The 18,659-nt window shown below is 33.7% G+C and carries 25 protein-coding genes; 13 read left to right on the forward strand and 12 right to left on the reverse strand.

Annotated elements, in window-relative coordinates; translation table 11 throughout:
* Nucleotides 1-57: 57 nt before the first annotated feature.
* From C5F50_RS04360 to C5F50_RS04370, 3 genes are all read right to left on the reverse strand, one after another.
* Nucleotides 58-846, reverse strand: a complete 789-nt coding sequence (locus C5F50_RS04360) for a nucleotidyl transferase AbiEii/AbiGii toxin family protein (protein ID WP_179372460.1) — start codon at nucleotides 844-846, stop codon at nucleotides 58-60.
* The gene (locus tag C5F50_RS04365) at nucleotides 843-1,628 is read right to left on the reverse strand and encodes a type IV toxin-antitoxin system AbiEi family antitoxin domain-containing protein (RefSeq protein ID WP_179372461.1); all 786 of its coding nucleotides are present in this window, start codon (nucleotides 1,626-1,628) and stop codon (nucleotides 843-845) included. Before C5F50_RS04365 ends, C5F50_RS04360 begins: the two co-directional genes overlap by 4 nt.
* 81 nt (nucleotides 1,629-1,709) lie before the next feature.
* Entirely contained in the window at nucleotides 1,710-1,913 is a 204-nt protein-coding gene (locus tag C5F50_RS04370) for a hypothetical protein (protein ID WP_179372462.1), read from the reverse strand.
* A gap of 319 nt (nucleotides 1,914-2,232) precedes the next feature.
* On the opposite strand from C5F50_RS04370, the gene C5F50_RS04375 reads away from it, so the two are divergent.
* From C5F50_RS04375 to C5F50_RS04410, 8 genes are all read left to right on the forward strand, one after another.
* Nucleotides 2,233-3,927, forward strand: a complete 1,695-nt coding sequence (locus C5F50_RS04375; protein ID WP_179372463.1) for a DUF4398 domain-containing protein — start codon at nucleotides 2,233-2,235, stop codon at nucleotides 3,925-3,927.
* A 389-nt stretch (nucleotides 3,928-4,316) separates the two neighbouring features.
* Nucleotides 4,317-5,207, forward strand: coding sequence for a CBS domain-containing protein (locus tag C5F50_RS04380; RefSeq protein ID WP_246282141.1), 891 nt, complete (start codon nucleotides 4,317-4,319; stop codon nucleotides 5,205-5,207).
* Nucleotides 5,208-5,280: 73 nt separating this feature from the next.
* Nucleotides 5,281-6,126 (forward strand): CBS domain-containing protein, encoded by an 846-nt coding sequence (locus C5F50_RS04385; protein WP_179372465.1) that lies wholly within the window; start codon nucleotides 5,281-5,283, stop codon nucleotides 6,124-6,126.
* A gap of 73 nt (nucleotides 6,127-6,199) precedes the next feature.
* Nucleotides 6,200-6,619 (forward strand): hypothetical protein, encoded by a 420-nt coding sequence (locus C5F50_RS04390; RefSeq protein ID WP_246282142.1) that lies wholly within the window; start codon nucleotides 6,200-6,202, stop codon nucleotides 6,617-6,619.
* Between the two features lie 57 nt (nucleotides 6,620-6,676).
* Entirely contained in the window at nucleotides 6,677-6,952 is a 276-nt protein-coding gene (locus C5F50_RS04395) for a hypothetical protein (protein WP_179372466.1), read from the forward strand.
* A 9-nt stretch (nucleotides 6,953-6,961) separates the two neighbouring features.
* Nucleotides 6,962-7,489 (forward strand): hypothetical protein, encoded by a 528-nt coding sequence (locus tag C5F50_RS04400; RefSeq protein ID WP_179372467.1) that lies wholly within the window; start codon nucleotides 6,962-6,964, stop codon nucleotides 7,487-7,489.
* Between the two features lie 73 nt (nucleotides 7,490-7,562).
* Nucleotides 7,563-8,645 (forward strand): dienelactone hydrolase family protein, encoded by a 1,083-nt coding sequence (locus C5F50_RS04405; RefSeq protein ID WP_246282143.1) that lies wholly within the window; start codon nucleotides 7,563-7,565, stop codon nucleotides 8,643-8,645.
* A 64-nt stretch (nucleotides 8,646-8,709) separates the two neighbouring features.
* Nucleotides 8,710-9,108 carry a CBS domain-containing protein gene (locus tag C5F50_RS04410; protein ID WP_179372468.1) on the forward strand — a complete coding sequence of 133 codons (399 nt, stop codon included), beginning with the start codon at nucleotides 8,710-8,712 and terminating at the stop codon, nucleotides 9,106-9,108.
* Here the strand turns inward: C5F50_RS04410 and C5F50_RS04415 are convergent, their stop codons facing one another.
* Nucleotides 9,109-9,534 (reverse strand): hypothetical protein, encoded by a 426-nt coding sequence (locus C5F50_RS04415; RefSeq protein ID WP_179372469.1) that lies wholly within the window; start codon nucleotides 9,532-9,534, stop codon nucleotides 9,109-9,111.
* A gap of 49 nt (nucleotides 9,535-9,583) precedes the next feature.
* Between C5F50_RS04415 and C5F50_RS04420 the strand changes: the two genes are divergently transcribed.
* Nucleotides 9,584-10,138, forward strand: a complete 555-nt coding sequence (locus tag C5F50_RS04420) for a DNA-3-methyladenine glycosylase I (protein ID WP_179372470.1) — start codon at nucleotides 9,584-9,586, stop codon at nucleotides 10,136-10,138.
* A gap of 18 nt (nucleotides 10,139-10,156) precedes the next feature.
* Here C5F50_RS04420 and C5F50_RS04425 read toward each other — a convergent pair whose 3' ends face one another.
* A complete protein-coding gene (locus tag C5F50_RS04425; RefSeq protein ID WP_179372471.1) occupies nucleotides 10,157-10,459 on the reverse strand; it encodes a hypothetical protein in 303 nt (100 codons plus the stop codon).
* A 95-nt stretch (nucleotides 10,460-10,554) separates the two neighbouring features.
* Between C5F50_RS04425 and C5F50_RS04430 the strand changes: the two genes are divergently transcribed.
* Genes C5F50_RS04430 through C5F50_RS04440 form a run of 3 tightly spaced genes read left to right on the forward strand, consistent with a single transcriptional unit; the run spans nucleotide 10,555 to nucleotide 12,772 of the window.
* Nucleotides 10,555-11,820 (forward strand): NRAMP family divalent metal transporter, encoded by a 1,266-nt coding sequence (locus C5F50_RS04430; protein WP_179372472.1) that lies wholly within the window; start codon nucleotides 10,555-10,557, stop codon nucleotides 11,818-11,820.
* Between the two features lie 58 nt (nucleotides 11,821-11,878).
* The gene (locus C5F50_RS04435) at nucleotides 11,879-12,397 is read left to right on the forward strand and encodes a ferritin (protein ID WP_179372473.1); all 519 of its coding nucleotides are present in this window, start codon (nucleotides 11,879-11,881) and stop codon (nucleotides 12,395-12,397) included.
* A 42-nt stretch (nucleotides 12,398-12,439) separates the two neighbouring features.
* Entirely contained in the window at nucleotides 12,440-12,772 is a 333-nt protein-coding gene (locus tag C5F50_RS04440) for a hypothetical protein (RefSeq protein ID WP_179372474.1), read from the forward strand.
* A gap of 144 nt (nucleotides 12,773-12,916) precedes the next feature.
* Here C5F50_RS04440 and C5F50_RS04445 read toward each other — a convergent pair whose 3' ends face one another.
* From C5F50_RS04445 to C5F50_RS04455, 3 genes are read right to left on the reverse strand one after another with little or no spacing between them, the layout of a single operon-like run.
* A complete protein-coding gene (locus C5F50_RS04445; protein ID WP_179372475.1) occupies nucleotides 12,917-13,090 on the reverse strand; it encodes a hypothetical protein in 174 nt (57 codons plus the stop codon).
* A gap of 34 nt (nucleotides 13,091-13,124) precedes the next feature.
* Complete coding sequence (locus C5F50_RS04450; protein ID WP_179372476.1) at nucleotides 13,125-13,424, reverse strand: hypothetical protein; 300 nt, start codon at nucleotides 13,422-13,424, stop codon at nucleotides 13,125-13,127.
* 28 nt (nucleotides 13,425-13,452) lie between these two features.
* The gene (locus C5F50_RS04455) at nucleotides 13,453-13,599 is read right to left on the reverse strand and encodes a hypothetical protein (RefSeq protein WP_179372477.1); all 147 of its coding nucleotides are present in this window, start codon (nucleotides 13,597-13,599) and stop codon (nucleotides 13,453-13,455) included.
* A gap of 379 nt (nucleotides 13,600-13,978) precedes the next feature.
* Here C5F50_RS04455 and C5F50_RS04460 point away from each other — a divergent pair, with 379 nt between their 5' ends.
* Nucleotides 13,979-14,419, forward strand: coding sequence for a pyridoxamine 5'-phosphate oxidase family protein (locus C5F50_RS04460; RefSeq protein ID WP_246282145.1), 441 nt, complete (start codon nucleotides 13,979-13,981; stop codon nucleotides 14,417-14,419).
* Here the strand turns inward: C5F50_RS04460 and C5F50_RS04465 are convergent.
* From C5F50_RS04465 to C5F50_RS04480, 4 genes are read right to left on the reverse strand one after another with little or no spacing between them, the layout of a single operon-like run.
* Entirely contained in the window at nucleotides 14,414-15,199 is a 786-nt protein-coding gene (locus tag C5F50_RS04465; protein ID WP_179372478.1) for a coiled-coil domain-containing protein, read from the reverse strand. The genes C5F50_RS04460 and C5F50_RS04465 overlap by 6 nt on opposite strands.
* Nucleotides 15,200-15,236: 37 nt before the next feature.
* Nucleotides 15,237-15,437, reverse strand: coding sequence for a hypothetical protein (locus tag C5F50_RS04470; RefSeq protein ID WP_179372479.1), 201 nt, complete (start codon nucleotides 15,435-15,437; stop codon nucleotides 15,237-15,239).
* A gap of 2 nt (nucleotides 15,438-15,439) precedes the next feature.
* Nucleotides 15,440-17,026, reverse strand: coding sequence for a lysine--tRNA ligase (lysS, locus tag C5F50_RS04475; RefSeq protein ID WP_179372480.1), 1,587 nt, complete (start codon nucleotides 17,024-17,026; stop codon nucleotides 15,440-15,442).
* Nucleotides 17,027-17,031: 5 nt separating this feature from the next.
* Nucleotides 17,032-18,618, reverse strand: a complete 1,587-nt coding sequence (locus C5F50_RS04480; protein ID WP_179372481.1) for an elongator complex protein 3 — start codon at nucleotides 18,616-18,618, stop codon at nucleotides 17,032-17,034.
* Nucleotides 18,619-18,659: the final 41 nt, after the last annotated feature.

An 18,659-nucleotide genomic window follows, 5' to 3' on the forward strand; every position in this document is an offset into this window, starting at 1 on the left:
GAACAACCAGATTAAGATAACATACATGCAACTTTGTAAATAAAAAATATTTCCTAATTATTTCAAAAATTTTTCTAAAGATTTTCTTAATTCTTTTAGAATATCTTCAATGGGAGGAAGTGGCTCTCTACTTAATCTTTCTACATTATCCAAGTGTTTTATCAAGATGCTTTCAATTCCTTTTGGGAAAAATTGTTCAATGCCAGAAAACTTGACGTTTTTTCCTTCACATTTTTTCTTGAACATTTCTCTGGCGTCTTTCAGTTTGAATTTTTGCTCCTTCAGAAGTCTCCATACGTCATAGTAATCTCTGACGTATCCTCTTTCTAGAATCGCCCTTATTTTTTCACCGACGATTGTTTCCAAAGCGTATACCTTAGTTGAAAAATTGGAATAATCAAATTCCTTTGATACTTTTTTTGTTATTATATCTCCGATAAATTTCTCTTTCATGATCTCTATTTTGACTGTGCCCTGGCTGATTGGGCCAGTGTATTTTATTTTTCCGCGGAGAAAACCCGGATTTGTAAGTGGATTTTTACGAAGAGAAATAGAAATACCACTTGCTTTTTTCACTATTTGAGTAACTTCTTTTTCAAGTGAATTGATTATTGTTTGCCAATCTGTTTTATCTAATGGTGTGAAATCAAGATCTTCAGAAAGCCTCCAATCAGAAGGAAAGTAAACTTTTGACAGTGACGTGCCTCCTTTGAAAGCGAGACTTTTTCCTATTGAGCTTGTTGTAATCCCATACAGGATCCATCCAAGTACATAGTGTTTCTCTACTGCATCGACTTTTAGATTCCATTCTCTAGATAATTTTTTCAGTTCTTGAGATGAAATCATTGTTGCCACCTCTTAGGATCTATCTTTGCATTAGTATACAGCTTCCATTTTTCTTTAATTCGTCCTTTGATTGTACTGCCAGGATCAAGATGCGAATATCCGCTTTTTAGTTTGAATGATGAAAGTAAATCTACATAATCTTTCCAACCAAAAACTTCCGTGATGTATCCTAGTCTTTTGATGACAGTAGTGTTTCCGATCCTTTTTGCATATTTTGCTAATTTTTTCAGATCAATTTCATCTTTTGAAAAGAATATCGCCTTGGCTAACTCCTCAATACCTCCGCAGTGTTCAGGATGGTCTAAACAATCAATGATTGTTTTTTCAGGTGAAGATATGTTTACTTTATAATTTTCAACTACAGTTTCTTCTATTCCAAACATTTTACGTGGGTTAATTGTAACAAATTTAAAATTAATATCAAGCATCTTTTGTGAATTCTTTGGTTTTGGTGTTGCGATGTATACTGATGATGGTGTTTGCTCGGTAAAACCGTGGTAATTTAATGCACTTGCATATCCTATGTAATATGGCCTAGGTCTTGTTAGAAGTGATGCCATAACAAAACTATGAACGGTGTAACTGTCTGCTCCTCTCTCTCCTGCTTCAAGAGGAGTGATCATGTAGACTCCTCTTCTTATTCTCAGTATCCATTTTTTGCGGGTAAGCTGGTCAAGAAAGTTTTTTGGCTTGTCTACTAGTTTTTTGATGTCATCCAAAGTGAAGATGTTTTTGTTTTTGTAGCTTAGCTCTGAGAGTAACCTAGACTCCCTGTCTGACAATGTTCGCCTATATTTCTTTATTGATATTCGTCTCACCACACGCTTATTGATAAGAAAATATAGGTTTTAGAGTTTAAAAAGTTAACTTTCAACCAAGATGGCCCTGTCCTGTCGGGTTTTTTTGTCTGGAGTACCAGGATATGGCTGGAGCGGATCTATTGGACAAAGCATTCTATCATATACCCATAGTGATTCAAACTGTTCGGATTCCGCCAATTTGACAAACTGCAAAAGATTTTCTTTTGTTACGCTTCCAAATTGAGGCACAACTAAACCAGCTTTCACAAATAAGATGCTGTGTTATGTGTTAAAAACTTGAACCCGTTTTTTAGTGCCAATTAAATGACATGACTGAGATATATAGAACAAATCTTTTGTAATTTGAAAACAAAAGAAAGTGTTGGCTGATTCTAAAAAAGAAGCAATTCTGTGGTTATTGTCCTGAAGACAAATGTCTTTTATATTGTGAAATATGTAATCCTAAGAAAGGTAAGGACTCATTGTAATTGTTAGACAATTCTGATTTTATCTCTCAAGAGTAAAAGCATTGACAACTAGAATATGATGTTTGGTATTATTCATACGTAAATCTTTTAACACATGAATGAGTTGGTTAATCACGTTGGGCACAAAAATTAGTACATTATTCTTATTTGTAGTACTAGTTTTGGGCATGGCTGCTTATCCTTCCTCTATTAATCCAACTTTGTTTGAAGAATCTTCTTTTAATACTTCATTTCTAACAGCATTTGCCGAAGACGATGAGGAACGTGAAGACGATGAGGAACGTGAAGACGATGAGGAACGTGAAGACGATGAGGAACGTGAAGACGATGAGGAACGTGAAGACGATGAGGAACGTGAAGACGATGAGGAACGTGATGCCTCTAGGGCAATTGAAGATGCAATTGAAGAAATTGAAAGAGCAGAAATTAAAATTACTGAATCCCAAAATGATGGAAAGGAAACTTTACTATCTGAAGAGAAATTAGATGATGCAAAAGATTTACTTGCACAGGCTGAGATTAGTTTTGAAAATGGAAACTTTGATGACGCTGAAGATCTTGCAGAAGAAGCAAAAGATTTAGCTTCTGAATCTAGAATGAAATCACTTGGAAAGTCATTGGAAGATTTTGAAAAAGAGACTGATGATGAAGATGAGTCTGAAATTGAGATTAAGGTAAAAATTGAAGACGGAACTGCAAAAATTGAAGCCGAATTTGGAGATGAAGAATTAGAATTTGAAATGGATTGGAGTGATGAGCAAACTACAATTGATGAAATTGCATTAATAACTGGTCTATCGATAGAAGAAATTGAAAACTCTATCACTTTTAATTTTGATGATGGAGAGAAAGATGATGGAGAGAAAGATGATGGAGAAAAAGATGATGGAGAGAAAGATGAAGATAGAGAAGACGATGAAGATAGAGAAGACGATGAAGAACGAGATGAAGATGAGGAAGAACTTGAGATTGAGGTAGAAGTCAAAAATGACAAAGCCAAAATCAAGATTGAGTTAAATGATGATGATTATAGATTTGTACTCACAGATGATGTTTCAGAATCTGCAATAATTGCTGCAATAATGGATAAAACAGGATTAACAGAAGATGAAATTACTTCTAATTGGGAATTTGAAATAGAAGATGAAGAACGAGAAGATGAGGACGATAAAGTTCAAGAAAATAATAGTGATTCACAGGTAAGAGACACAGTTAAAACTGAAAAACTGTTAAAACATGAAAATAAAGCCCAAGAAAATGCTGAAGAAACAATTCTTGAACTACAGCAAAAAATTGATCAACTCGAACAAAGATTACAAAAATTATTGGACAAATTTGAAACTGGAGAATACTTTGGTAAGGTAGCAGAACCCGATCCAGTACCTGACTCTTTTGTTATCGCCATAGATGGATTTGCCTCCTCACTTGACAGTGATGTGATAAGTAACATGGAAGGTGAGATTTTCTTAGAGTCTATTGTGACTGCAACAGAGTCTACCAAACTTCGTATTACTGGCGGTGAGATTCTAGTTGGAGACACTTTCTATGACTTTGTAATCGGAAAGGCCAGACTTTCTTCTTCTGGCACATCTGGTGAGAAAGACTCTATGATTCTACTGGGTCAAGTTATGGATGATCAAGGAAACGTCAATACCATTAGATTGTCCTTGGATGGAACAACTTCTCTTGGTGACTTTGGTTCAGAATCTGTAGACTTTGAAATCAATTCCTCACGAAGTAAGATTGCATCTCAATGGGGTTTTGATGGTGTGGGATTATTGTCGACATTATAATCTTAATTTCAAATCTGACACAATATTCTATCTTATTTTATCCATAATGAATAGTATTTTTTACTCTTCTCACGAAAGAGTAAACATTTTAGAAAAATCACCTAGAAAATTAGGATAATACAATAAAAACAAAAATGAAAAAGATGACACTAAGTACATTAGATTTGCTTGATATCATTGTGACAAAAATTGGATGACTAAACGAAAGGGACAAGGAAGATATTGCAACGTGCATCAAGAAATTCTAAATCCTCCTTATGCCACGTAGAATCATTTTCAGACGTGTGCTCATCTGTGCTCAGAAAACCATTCATAATTAAAAGACATCGATATTCTCATTCTTGATATTTTATTGTTAATTGATATAGCAAAATGAATCAAAATGTTTGATGAGGAAAAGGCAACCAAAGATTCTTGTAAATATTCCTGTGCAACTAGCATCTATCATTAAGCGACCAATTACAATTCCTCCTAATGCTAGCATTCTTGACGCTCGAGATATTTTGATTCGCCATAGAATCGGAAGGCTAGTAGTTGAATTTGATAAAAAACCAGTTGGAATTGTAACTGAGAAGGATATCTCAAGAAGTATCTCTATTTTCAGTGGAAAGCCAATTGCAAAAATACTCATTCGCGATATAATGTCAAAAGATTTGGTTACACTGCAACCTGAAGCATCAATCTATGATTGTGCAAAATTGATGCAAAAACATGGAATTAGTTCCATTGTGATTAAAAATTCTAAAGGAAAACTAGTAGGGGTGGTAACAAAAACAGATCTTGTATCTGCATTTCTAATTCAAAGTACTGCATCATTGCCCATTTCAAAAATTATGACAAAAAAAGTAATCACAGTATCTCCTGAAGACTCTATTTTTGAAGTTGAAAGCGTTCTTCTAAACAATCAAATTCGCAGAGTAGTAGTTACCAAAAATAAAACTCCTGTTGGAATCATTACTTATCGGGATTTTGTTCCTGCAAAGACCTTTGATTTGCACAAAGAGTTTACAGATCCTGAGGAACGTTCTGAAATATTTTGGAACCCACATCTCAATGAATTTAACGTAAATAAACTAAGATACCTGCTGACATTTTCTGCAAAAGACATAATGACTCCCAATCCTTTCTTTGTATCCCCTGATGATGTGGTGTATACTGCTGCAATCATTATGATCCGACATGGGATTAGTGGGCTGCCAGTTGTTCGTGGTAAAAAAATAATTGGTATAGTTACAAAATCTGATATTGTTAATGTAATTGCAGCAAAGGGAAAACTCTGAAATTTTATAGATTGATTTTCATAGGTGGGAATTTAGCTTGAGTTATTAATATCTCTAATATTTTTTCTAATTGTTGAAGCACGCAAAAGATTTCATGAATACTCCAAGAACCATAAAGTATGAATCCAACTTGGCTGATGTTTTAAAAAAAATAATCAATGAGAAGAAAAGCCGATTATTAGTAACAGAAAATGGAAAAATCACTGGTCTTGTGTCTGAAAAAGATTTGGGGATTTTCCTCTTAACTGATGCTACTGAGAGAAAACTTGATGAAATTCCATTATCTGAAATTATCAAAAAAATAATCAGTGTTGATGAAAAAACAGGAATTGACAAGTGTGCCCAACTGATGATGACCAATGAAATCGGCTCTTTGGTTGTAACTAGTAATGATGAAGTTGTTGGAATTATTACAAAGACTGACCTTGTTCGATATTTTACTAAAATAGATTCACAAAAAATCGTAGGTGAGTACATGTCACCATATTATGCATGGCAATACTATGACACTCCTCTCTACAAGGTGGTTCTAAAAATGATTGACGAAAAAATTTCCCGAGTCATTTTGCGTGATCATGAAGAGTCTCCTGTTGGAATTGTGACATTCAGGGATTTATTTAATTTAGCATTGTCTCTGGGAGACAAAGAGGATGTACTTGACAATACGGATCCTCTAATATCCGTAATATTTCCAAGAAAAGGATTCATTTCTGAGTCTGGGTTTGGTGGTAGTACAAAAATTAATGAAATAATGAGCAAAAATATTGTTTCTGTAAACTATGATGATGATTTGATTAAAGCTGCCAAATTGCTTTTGGAGAAAAATATCAATGGTGCCGCAGTTCTATCAAGGCATGGAAATATTATAGGAGTAATCAGCAAAACCGACATTGTTAGGGCTTTGGCCTTTTTGTTATGATGAATAATTTCTTATTTACAAAAACAAAATATGTTTTCCAAACGCTTAATTTTGTATGTACTGAGGATAACTTGTGATAAACCCCGAACTTATGAAACTACTTGAAACAAGTGATGTTCTAGATGTATTGGGAGACTCTGTCTCGTATCAACTGCAAAAAATTCACAATGTCCAGAGAACAAACGAAGGTAGAGATTGGTATGATGAACTTCCTAAAATTGTTAGGGGAAAATTTGACAGTTACCGAGAAGACTATGAACATCTTTCTATAATACTAAAACTAGAGCCAGAACAAATAAGGGCTGAAATGAACAAGGGCTATTACTACTGGAGATTACTGCGTTCTGCATGTCATACATACAGAAATGATTTGGTAGAATATGATCAGCAACTAAGTCAAGAATTCAATCTACAGGAAACTGAAGCTATTTCAGGCAATATTGTTCTAAATGATTGCATCGAGGTTTTAGACCAACATGCAATTGAAAAATAAACCTTGAATCTTTTTATAGATATGAGCGGAAAAACCCAACACCCTTTTAGGGTTGGGATGAAAGCGAACACAGCACAACTCAAAATAAAATACAATCAAATATTCAAATACTATACATGTGTAATTAATAACATGTTAGAGTTAGGCAAATACGGTCGTATCAATAATATGAACATGTACCATTTGTTACGTAAAGCCGAAAATGGATTGTGTTCAGACATACTACTGCGGGAACCGCAGGAATGCACGCCTGTGGAGATCAGAAACTCGGTCGTTGAAGCAGGAAGAAGCCAATTGACTTTAGTCATTGGTAAGTTCACGAGAATACATTGAGTAAATACCATGGAAATAAAATCAGAAAAATCAATTAAAGAATATCTGAAGACATTATCTGATGATGTCATTATCAAATATTATCTTGATGTAGAGTATAGCCCATTTCCTGTTTTAGTCATTGAAGAATACACTAGAAGATTCAAACGTAAAACTAAGGATGAAATAATCAAAGATCTGAAAACACAAGCCCATTTAGCTAAGAAAAAAACCCAAGAATTTGGAAAGATGGCAAAAAAACACCAGTTTGTTGATGATGTTACTAGACGAAAATCCGAAGAAATCTTCAATCAGGCAAAGAAAAAAGGATATGCAATTAGCGAAAAAATTACCTATAAGGGCAGTATCTTAGGCTCCAAATTAAAAAAGGGTACCAAGTCCGGAATTAAAAGCGGTATAAACGCCGGAAAGAAGATTAGATCATCTGGTAATGATGATCTTGAATTGTTGGGAAAACTAGGTGATTTACAAAAGGCAGGTATCATCACAAAGAAAGAATTTCAAGAAAAAAAGAAAAAAATACTTTCAAAAATATAGTTCCGCTTTGAGGGAAACTCCGATAATTAAAATGGAAACATCGTTTAAATTCTGTTTTGTGATTTATATTGTGTTGAAAAAATTCATTCTGCTCTCTTTTGTGTTTCTTCTTTTTGTAATGGGAATATATCCGTCGTCTACTGTGTTTGCTGAGCAGGCCACTGGAAAATCTGCATGGCAAGTAATGTCTGATAAAGTTTGTGGAGATAAACTATGTTCTGAACTTGAATCATATAATGTAAAATTTACTCCACCCTCAATTGCATATTTTCCACCACCATTAAAACAGATATCTCAAGGAACTGAACCATCAAATGTTACATGTACTGAAGGAAAAGAACTTGTTCTAAAACAATCAGATGGATTACCTGCATGTGTTAATTTTTCCAGTGTTGAAAAATTAATTATGCGAGGTTGGGCTATTCATATTTTGCCTGATTACAGTGATAAAAATAATAATTCTGAAATTTTTACACTTGGAGAATTTATCACAGAATCTGAATCTGTTGCATACTTTGGTGATACTATTGGATATTTGGCAAAACCTACAATTGATGGGCACTATCCTGGTGTAGTTATGATTCATGAATGGTGGGGGCTAAATGATAACATCAAAGAGATGGCAGACAAACTAGCATCTCATGGTTATGTTGTTTTAGCAGTTGATCTTTATGAGGGAAATGTTGCAACAACTTATGACCAAGCACGACAATTGATTGTTTCTTATGATTCAGAACGAGGAATACAAAACATGAATTCTGCAACTGCGTTCATTAATGAAAATTATGCTTCAGAAAAAATTGGTTCTATTGGTTGGTGTTTTGGTGGTGGTCAATCACTTAATCTTGCATTAAACAATGATGACATGGATGCAACTGTAATTTACTATGGAAGTCTGGTGACTGATCCTGAAAAACTATCTTCAATTCAATGGCCTGTGCTTGGAATATTTGCAGGATTGGACAAAGGAATAACCGTTGATTCTGTAAATGCGTTTGAATCTTCATTGAATGAGTTAGGAATTCAAAACGACATTAACATCTATTCTGGAGTTGACCATGCTTTTGCAAATCCATCTGGTGAAAGATATGCTCCAGATGAATCAAAGGATGCCTGGGGAAAAACTATTGCCTTTTTTGAATCTAATCTGAAATAAATTTCTGGTGCAAAAACCCATTATTTTATGAATTTCTTAAATATTAGGATCTCTAATCCTTGTAATGAGTCGACAAGATTTCAATTCTAATTCTATCCTGATTCAGGATATCATGACTAAGGCAATGATCACAATAAATCCTGCCACCACTGCAAAACAAATTGCAAAAATGATGCAACAGGGAGGAATAGGCGCAATATTTGTCAAAGAAAATGATAATCCTATAGGAATTGTAACTGATAGGGATTTTGCAACAAAAATTGCAGCAAATAGTCTTTCACTTGACACCCCAGCTGAAAAAATAATGTCATCTCCGTTGATCACAATTAATCATAATGAGCCAATCTCTGCTGCAGCAAAAAGAATGACTACCAAAAAAATCCGAAAACTCGCAGTAACTGAAAACGGTAAGATTGTTGGTATTATTACATCAACTGACTTGGTAACACAGCTAGCAAAATAACTAAAACGTCTTAGTCTTTCTAAGAAATATTGTAACTGATGCCATGTAGCATGCAGTTGCAATTATTTCAGAAATTATAGATGCAAGATATGGTTCTATTCCGATTTCAAGAAAATAGTATAGTGTAGGCCATCTTATTCCTAGATATACTATCTCAGCTAATCCGAAAGAGGAGATTAATGCAAATAATTCTTTTTTAATTAAATTTGATTTCATTCCTCTATATCGTTCAATGTTGTCCCAATAAAACAAACTAGAAAAAATTCCAAAGTATACAATATATCCGATGATTATTGTTATTGTTGTGTTTAGATAATTGTCATATTCTGATAGTAATTGAGCCGCGACTGCTGATAAAGACGCTGATGCAATAAAACAAATTAAAAAACTTCTGTTAATTTGGAGTAATTGCTGGTTTAGTTTCATAAAAATTTCATGTGATAACTAATATTTTGTGTTAACTCTTACTTGAATAATGACGAATAGATGCGAATGGGCAAAAGATGAGCCTAACATCACATATCATGATATGGAATGGGGAAGACCACAACATGATGATTGTAAATTATTTGAGTTTTTGATATTGGAGGGCGCACAAGCTGGTCTGTCTTGGACTACTATTCTCAAGCGCAGGGATGGCTATAGAAAAGCATTTTCAGACTTTGATGCCCTCAAAATCTCAAAATACAATAAAACACACATCGAAAAACTACTCAAAGATGAATCCATAATTCGAAATAAACTCAAAATTAATTCTGCAATTAATAATGCAAAGCAGTTTCTTAAGATTCAAGCCGAGTATGGCTCATTTGATAATTATCTCTGGGGTTTTGTAAACCACAAGCCAATCAAAAACAAATTCAAAAAACTCTCTGACATTCCTGCATTAACTGAAATTTCAGAAAAATTAAGCCAAGATCTCAAAAAATATGGTTTCAGTTTTGTCGGGCCTACAATTTGTTATGCCCTAATGCAGGCAATTGGAATGGTAAATGATCATACTACTGATTGTTTTTTATACAAAAACTAATTCAAGTTTAATTTTAAATTATGATTGCATTTTTTTTATTGCATCTGCATAAGTATTCATGGGAACAATTTTCACAGTACTCACTGATGAAATACCTACATCAATACACAATTTTTCAATATCGTGTGAATTTTCTGCATCCAAAATAATTATCCATTCATGTTCTAGCACTGACATGTAAAACCCGATAATTTTTGATACTTTAAACTCATCAAGTTTTTCTTCAATTTTTTTCTGTATTTGTACAAACATCTTTTTACTTAAATCATTATTGAGAGGGCATGATTCTGGGCTGTGTACTGCAAAAACACCAAATAACATAAACAAATTAATTATTTCTTATATTTAACTCTGATTTTATGTCCTTGTATTTTAGATTCTCAATTATATCCTACCTTTTTTTATTAATTATTATCTTGAATGGAAAACTTTCCTCTTTTTCAAAAACTGCTGGGCCTGGAATTTTATTTGCATGCACAGCAATTGGAGTTTCACATTTAGTACAATCCACTAGAGCTGGTGCTGATTTTGGTTTGATGATGTTAGGATTTGTAATCTTGGTATCTGTAATGAAATATCCTTTCTTTGAGTATGGATCTCGTTATGCGAACTCTACACAAACAAGTATCATTGATGGTTATAAAAAACTTGGCAAGCCTGCTCTTTGGTTATATTTTTTACTAACAATTGCATCGATGTTTTTTGTGACAGGTGCAGTAGGATTTGTTACTGCAGGATTTTTTGAGAATTTATTTGGAATTGATTTTCTGGGAGAATGGACTGTAGTAATTTTGTTTGTAGTGTGTGTTGGAATATTGGCAATTGGAAAATACAATCTACTTGATAGTTTGATTAAGATAATTGCAATTGTTTTACTGGCTTCTACCGTATCTGCTTTCTTGTTTGCATTATACAATGGACCTATTGAGCCTGTATCTGGATTTGAACCAAAAGAACTTTGGGATATCTCTGGGATCTTTTTCTTGCTTGCATTGATGGGATGGATGCCAACTGCAGTTGATCTTTCAAGCTGGAATAGTTTGTGGACGTTGGAGCGAATGAAACAAACAAATTATAAACCAAAACTAAAAGAAACTCTACTTGAATTTCGATTAGCATATCTGATTACTGGAATTCTCGCAGTGATGTTTGTTGTACTTGGAACTTTTATCTTCTATGGTTCTGGTCAGGAATTACCAAATAATAATTCTGATTTTGCACACAAAGTTGTAACACTATACACTGAAACAATTGGTGGTTGGAGTTACATCATAATTGCAGCTTCGGCATTTACTGTAATGTTTGGGACAATCATTGCAGTCTTTGATGGATATTCTAGGTCTTTGCAGAGAACTGTTGAATTGATTTTTACAAAAAAAGAGGACAAAATACGCACAAAATTTCGTACATTTTATGTAATTTTCTTAATTCTAATATCTGCAGGTTCTCTTGTGGTGATATTTCAATTTGGAAACAATCTCAAAGAACTAGTTGACTTTGCAACTGTTTTGTCCTTTGTGATAGCCCCTGTAATTGCAATTTTTAATTTAAGACTAGTTACAGGTAAATTTCTAGAGAAAGAACATCAACCATCTATTTTCCTGAGAATTTTGAGTTTTGCAGGAATTGTATTTTTATCAGGATTTGCCTTATTCTTTTTAATAACTAAATTCTATTCTTAATATCTTCAAAATCAGCGAAACTATTTTTAATTAAGAATACTTAACAATTATGATTAAAATGAAACTTTCTCCTAAAATGAATAAAACCTTAAACGACCAAGTACTTCTTGAGGCTTCTGCATCTAACAGCTATCTTGCAATGGCATCATGGTGTGAGGTTACGGGGTATCAAGGAGCTGCAAACTACTTTTACGCTCAATCTGATGAAGAAAGAACTCACATGCTCAAAATTGTTCATTATCTTAATTCTCTTGGAGCAACTGCAACAATCCCTGCAATCAAAGCACCTGTCAGTTCTTACAAATCCCTTGAAGGACTAATTAAGACTGCACTGAAAAATGAACAAGCCGTAACCAAAGCCATTCATCACATGGTAGAGATTGCACAAAAAGAAAAAGATCATTCAACATATGCATTTCTAGAATGGTTTGTAAATGAACAAGTCCAAGAAGAAACAAAGTTTGAAACAATGCTGCAAAAGTTTGATCTTTTAGGAAGAGATAAACTTGCAATCCACGAAATAGACAAGCTTCTTGCAACAAATGCAGTATCTCCTGAAGCTGATCCCGCAGCATAGAGTTTCTAAAATAATTAATACCGCATTATTTCAAATCTTTTCATGACAGTTACTGTGACAAGAAAACCATGTGGAATAACACAACTCTTCAACACCGAAACTGGGCGTGTGACCTATAAATGCAAGGCAGAATCTGCATACATGCTAATTGAGGCATTTGGAGGAATCGTACAATTTAATCAAAAAGGTGCAATGGCAACTGTCACTGGTCATATTACATCGCTGGAATTTTGTGATGTTCTCAAAAAAGGACATCCCAATTATCAAGATGCTTTGAATGCAATAATTTCTGCACATAGAGAGTTTGCACAAAATGTTTCTGATGTACATCAAAAAGAGATCAAGGAACTTGAAAACAAGTTAGCAGATCTTTAGAATTCAATTTTTTCACACTTGCATTCTCTTACTAGACATTTTGAATTTCAATCGATGTGTGGAATTATCATGATAACATCCAATTTTCTTATTATTACAATTGCTGTTGATTTGCATGGTTATTAATTAGATTAACTTGTTTTCCTAACCGTAAATCATACAGTGCTCACATTCACAAACATCTTGCTCTTTTGCTTTTTTCAAACATTTTTTGTGCTGTCCTGCTTGACATTGAACACAAACCTCTTCTATATTTTCAACTGTTGTGTATTTTTTAGATTGGTCAAATCCAAATCCTCCATCTTGTGGTCCTACCATGTTTTTAGATGATCTCTGTCCTATTTCTACTTCACTAATTGATTACTGATTTTATTGCATCATGTAATTCCATTTTACGGGTTTCGATGATTCCTCTTATCTCAAAAGTATCTACATAACCACCTGCTGATGCACGTGTTGCTTTAAGTAAATAGTGTAATGCCCCCTCTTCAATTCTTCCTACGTAATACCCATAAAGAAAATCAAGTTCATCGTTGCATTTCCAAATTTGTCTGATGTTTGGAAATGTCTGTTTTATTTCAATTGGAATTTCTAAAATTCTTCTTTTGATATATTCGTCAAGTGATTTTCTAATTGATGAATCTTGAAACAATTCTAAATTAAATTGATACTACTTCTTTTTAGTCCTTTTTCTCATCCTTTGTTTCCTTGTCTGGATTATCCCACATGTGCATAGTTCCTCTAATCATAAAAGATCCCACGATAATTGCTACTAACCCTCCAACTATAAACAGAAAAAACTTCCCAATGTCTTTGATGCTTGCCAATATTGGTATTTTGTCGTCAATCTAATTAAATTGTCTAAGTGAACTACCGCCCAACAAGTTGGATGGCCTCTTCTTGCTTCATTGAATGCTTTGCATTCTCCACAAACCATAGAGAGATACATTCGTGAGCAAGAAAAGTAGGCGATTCATGAACGGTACAAGTACGGGCGGTTTCTCGCCTGTAGATTATAAAAATTCAATTAGATTCAATAGTGAGTTTAGAAATTTCTGTTGTATGTCTAAAATTAAGCAGATAGTTGCTTGGGTTGCAATTATTGGAGGGGGCATTGCGTTTTTCTTCTTTTCTCAATTTATGGCAGAAGTCATGCGCTAATTGCACAGACAAAATACATTATAGCAATCTATAGTGACAATTTTTGTGATTACTCAGGAAATTAAGGATTTTTTAGATCTTCAAAAGCTTGGTTATATTGCAACGGTAAATTCTGATGGAACTCCCAATCTTTCACCAAAGGGAACCATTATTGGATGGACTGACAAAACATTAGCATTTGCAGATATTCGTTCGCCTGACACGGTAAATAATTTGAAAACAAATCCTAATGTGGAGATTAATGTAATAGATCCCCTTTTGCGAAAGGGATATTTGTTTAGGGGTGAGGCTAGAATTATCCAAGAAAAGACACTATTTGAGAAAATTCTGAATCATTATAGAGGAAATGGTGTCAAGAGTCCAATTAATTCAATTGTTCTAGTTGATGTCTCAGATGTATCTGAAGTGAGATCCCCATTATATGATATGGGAATTTCAGAGCAAGAAATTAAATCAAAATGGAAAAAACATTTTGAGAGTTTATGATTCTTCCAGTTTTTTAGATAATGTTTTGATTTCGTCTAATTCTTTTTTTGTTTCTTGATGATCTTCTCTTTCTTTTTCTAAAAGTAATTGAACTGTTTCTAATTCTTTTTCTGTCATGCTAAGTTTTGATTTTAATGAACCTACTACTGCACTTGCAGCTTCGATGATCCCTGCAGAACTTTTCTCATTTGATTTTTCCCCTGCAATGAATTCTCTTTCTTTAGGGGTTAGAACATCTGTGTCTTCGAATTGATCCTTTTTGTTTAATTCTTCTTTTGCGTTATATAGTCTTGAATTTGCCTCATCTAATTCTTTTTGAGCATCTATTTGCTGTTTTCTTATGTTGTGTAGATCTAATTTACCTTGTTCAATTTCTTCTTTAATCTCATCTTGCTTTTTTGTGAATTCGTCCAATTTTTGTTTTAATTTTTCTAAATTTTCTTCTGTTTGTTTAAACTCCTGAATTGATTTTGAATCTTTAATTTTTTCTGCATTTTTAATCCTCTCTCCCATCTCTTTGCATTCTCTTTGAATAATATCATGCTCCATCTTTTTTTGATTAAGCTCTTTTTTGACTATCATTAAATTGCCAACTGTCGAATCATACTCTTCTTTTACTGATTGAATTTTTTGGGTAATTTCTTCTAGTTCCGTTTGTTTTGTTCTATATTCTTGTTGTAATTTTTCTACTTCTGATTCTAGTTCTTCTTTTAGAACATACTCTTCACTATTTTGAGAGATTGTCTCTGCTTCTTCTTTTTTCTTACTAAAAAGCCCCATGACACTCTACCGTTATTTCCAAGAGATGAACGTTTCTTTATTCCTTCTTTACCCGTGCTCTGAAAAATTTTAGATAAAATCCAATTCCACCAATAATTATGCCTCCAAACAAGGCCATCGTGCCTAGTTCGGGCATTTCTGGATAGATGTTTGGTGCAAGAAATAGCATTAATGCACCTAAAATTATCAAGGCAAATCCGCCACTGTTTTTTGATTTATTGTGCTCAGAGTGAACCATGACTAAATATACTCTGAAAGTGTTTTTGCAACTTGCTTTCTTCCAATGTCTGAAATGAATGGACCTATCTTTGGTCCTCTTGATGTTCCAAGGATTATTTGGTATAATATTTTAAAGAAATCTTTTGGTTGTACGTCATTTGATTTTGCAATTTGGTATATTGTATTTTGAATATCTTCCGGTTCCTCTTCTACCCCTAATGCATCAACAAGAATCTTTAGTGCTTTTTTTGCAGAATCGTCTAAATCAACTTGCGTTTTCTCTTGCTCATCAAATTCATTTGAATAATTTCCTGCAAGCTCGATGAGTTTTTCTATTTCTGGCTCTGGATTTTTTATTACTCCATAGTCTAGTAATTTTTTCATTACTCGCTCGCCTCTGTTTTCCTTGAATATTTTTGACAATTCTACTAATAGTCTATAGTTAACATGTGTGCTTGATTGTTTTGGGGGGCTGAGGAGATTTACATACTCGTAGAGTCCTTTTGATTTTGTTAGTTTTGCTTGATTGTCTACTTTTATTCGTCCAAAGTAAATGTCTTCTAATTCATTGTATTCGCTCATTAAAGATGGTATGTCTTCAAATCCTAATTCTCGTGCACCTGTAATTCTTTTGTATAGTAATAATAGAATTGATTTTGGAGTTCCAAACTCTAACCACTTTTGTGCTGTAATTACATTTCCAAGTGATTTTGAAATTTTCTTTCCTCCTTTGTCTAAAAACATTTCATATTTCACATGGTGAGGATGTGGAAATCCTAAAATTTCATCTGCAACCCAATCATTTACCTTTACTGAATCCATAATGTCTTTTCCATATGCTTCAAATCTAATGTCAAATGCTACCCATCTTGCAGCAAATTCTACTTTCCAGGCTAATTTTCCAAGATCTTTTGTAATGTCTGCCTCTCCTTCATGACCACATCCTTTGATCATTTTTGAGCCAATCTCTGCATCATGACACAGATACTTTACCTTCTTTTCATCTGCAATGTATTTAGTAGCTTCTGCAGTGTAGAGACGATTACAATTTGTACAAACTGGAAAGTATGGGAGGTATTTTTGATATTTTTCTTGTCCTACAAGCTCTGAAATCTTATCTCCAATCTTTGTACTGTTTTGCAGGATTGTGTGAATTTGTTCTTGTAGTAATCCATTCTTGTAGGTGTCAACTGCTCTTCTAAATTCATATTTTATTCCAACTTTATCTAATCCATCTAAAAGAATACTGCTCATGTGCATGCCATATGAGTCGTGACATCCGTAGGGATCAGGAATTAACGATACCGGTTTTGCTAAATGCTCTTCTAGAGAATCTGGGAATCCTTCTGGAATTTTTCGTAAACCATCAAGATCATCTGAATATGCAATTAAATCTGATTTGTAACCAAAATTCTCAAGTGCTAGTTTAACACCGTAAGCTCTTACTGCATCACCTAAACTTCCAATGTGTGGCACTCCTGATGCACCAAGACCACTTTCTACTCTAATAATGTCTAAATTTCTCCCAAGGGATTTTTCACGTTCAAGAAGTTCTGAAGCTAGCTTGTCTATCCAAGTTCCCTTACCAATAATTTTTTGTTCTGACATTTTCACTAATTCAATGTCTTGGACATGTATGGCCCATATAACGAATACCCTAACTTTTGATAATATTCTCTTGTACCAACTGCACTGATTACTAGAATTTTCTTTGCATCAAACTCTTCTTTGGATATTTTCTCAGCTTCTCTCATCAGGTTTTTCCCTAATCCTGAATGCTGAATTTCATTTTCTTCTTTTTCTCCAAGCTTCAGTGATTTTCCATAGACGTGAATTTCTCTAACGATACAACTGTTTTTACCTACTTCATCTCTGTGAACCTTACTGCTTGGCTTTCTTAATCTCAAAAATCCATAAATTGACTCATTTTTGTCCTCATAAGACAGGAATGTTTCCTTTCCTCCTGAGGAATCATAATCAATTCTTTTTAGTTTCACATCATTTGGATCTGATTTTTTGTTTGATAGTCCTGCTTCCCTACATCTGATACACTTGCATGATAGTCCTTGTTTGGCTAAATTTTGGTGAACAATCTGTCTCAGATTTCCAGACTTTGGCCCTGCAATGATTTCATTTGGAGAAATCTCTCTTTGTATTCTCATTATTCTGACCCATTTTGGAACATTCTTTTTTACTTCTGTTAAAACTTTGATCATATCTTCATCTGAATATGGGATGTATTTTTCTTGTTTGTATTCTTCATACAACGGTGTGTTTTCAATAACCAATGATGGATAAATTTTCAGCATGTCAGGACGTAGTTGTGAATCTGCAAACAGTTTTTTGAAATCTGCAATATCTCCTTCTGGAGTCATTGTAGGTAATCCTGGCATCATATGTGCTACAATTTTGTAACCTACATCTTTTGAAATTTGAAATGATTCTATTACGTCATTGTAATTGTGTCCTCTGTTTACTATTTCATAAACTCGTTCTTGTAGTGATTGTACACCTATCTCTATTCTTGTAATTCCGTAGTTTAGCATTAAATCAACATGTTCTTTTTTACAATAATCTGGTTTTGTTTCAATTGTAAATCCTACATTTCTAATTGCAGCATGTTCATTATTTGACTTGGCCTCTTGCAAATCGTTTGAATCAATTCCATTTAATGCGTCATAACATGACTTGATAAAATTCTCTTGATAGTCTTTTGGCATGAAAAGAAAGGTTCCGCCAACGATTACTACTTCCATTTTGGATGGATCATGTCCGAAGGCAATTAATTTTTTAATTTTTGAAGTGATTTGTAATTTAGGATCAAACTCATTTTCAATTGCATTAAGCGATGATGGTTCTTTTCCTGTGTAACTATTTGGAGAATTGTATTCTATTCCACCTGGACAATATGTGCATCTTCCATGTGGACACGCATATGGCTTAGGCATTAATGCAACAACTGACACTCCTGAGGCTGTCTTTGCTGGCTTTCTTAGCAATACTTTTCTTAATTTGTTAAAATCTGATTCTTTTGCCATTGATAGGATTTCATAATTTCTAGGAATTCTTTCTAGGGCATATTTTGTGCAAATTTTTATAATTTCTTCTTTGACTTGCTTTTTGCTTGGCTCGTTAATTGTTAGAATATTCTGAGTAATTTCACTACATGCCTTTGACAATATGGGGTCTAGATTACTCATGGTTATTCATCTTGATTTGGACATAAATTCGTTAAATAATT

The sequence above is a fragment of the Nitrosopumilus ureiphilus genome (assembly GCF_013407185.1).
Classification (GTDB): Archaea; Thermoproteota; Nitrososphaeria; order Nitrososphaerales; family Nitrosopumilaceae; genus Nitrosopumilus; species Nitrosopumilus ureiphilus.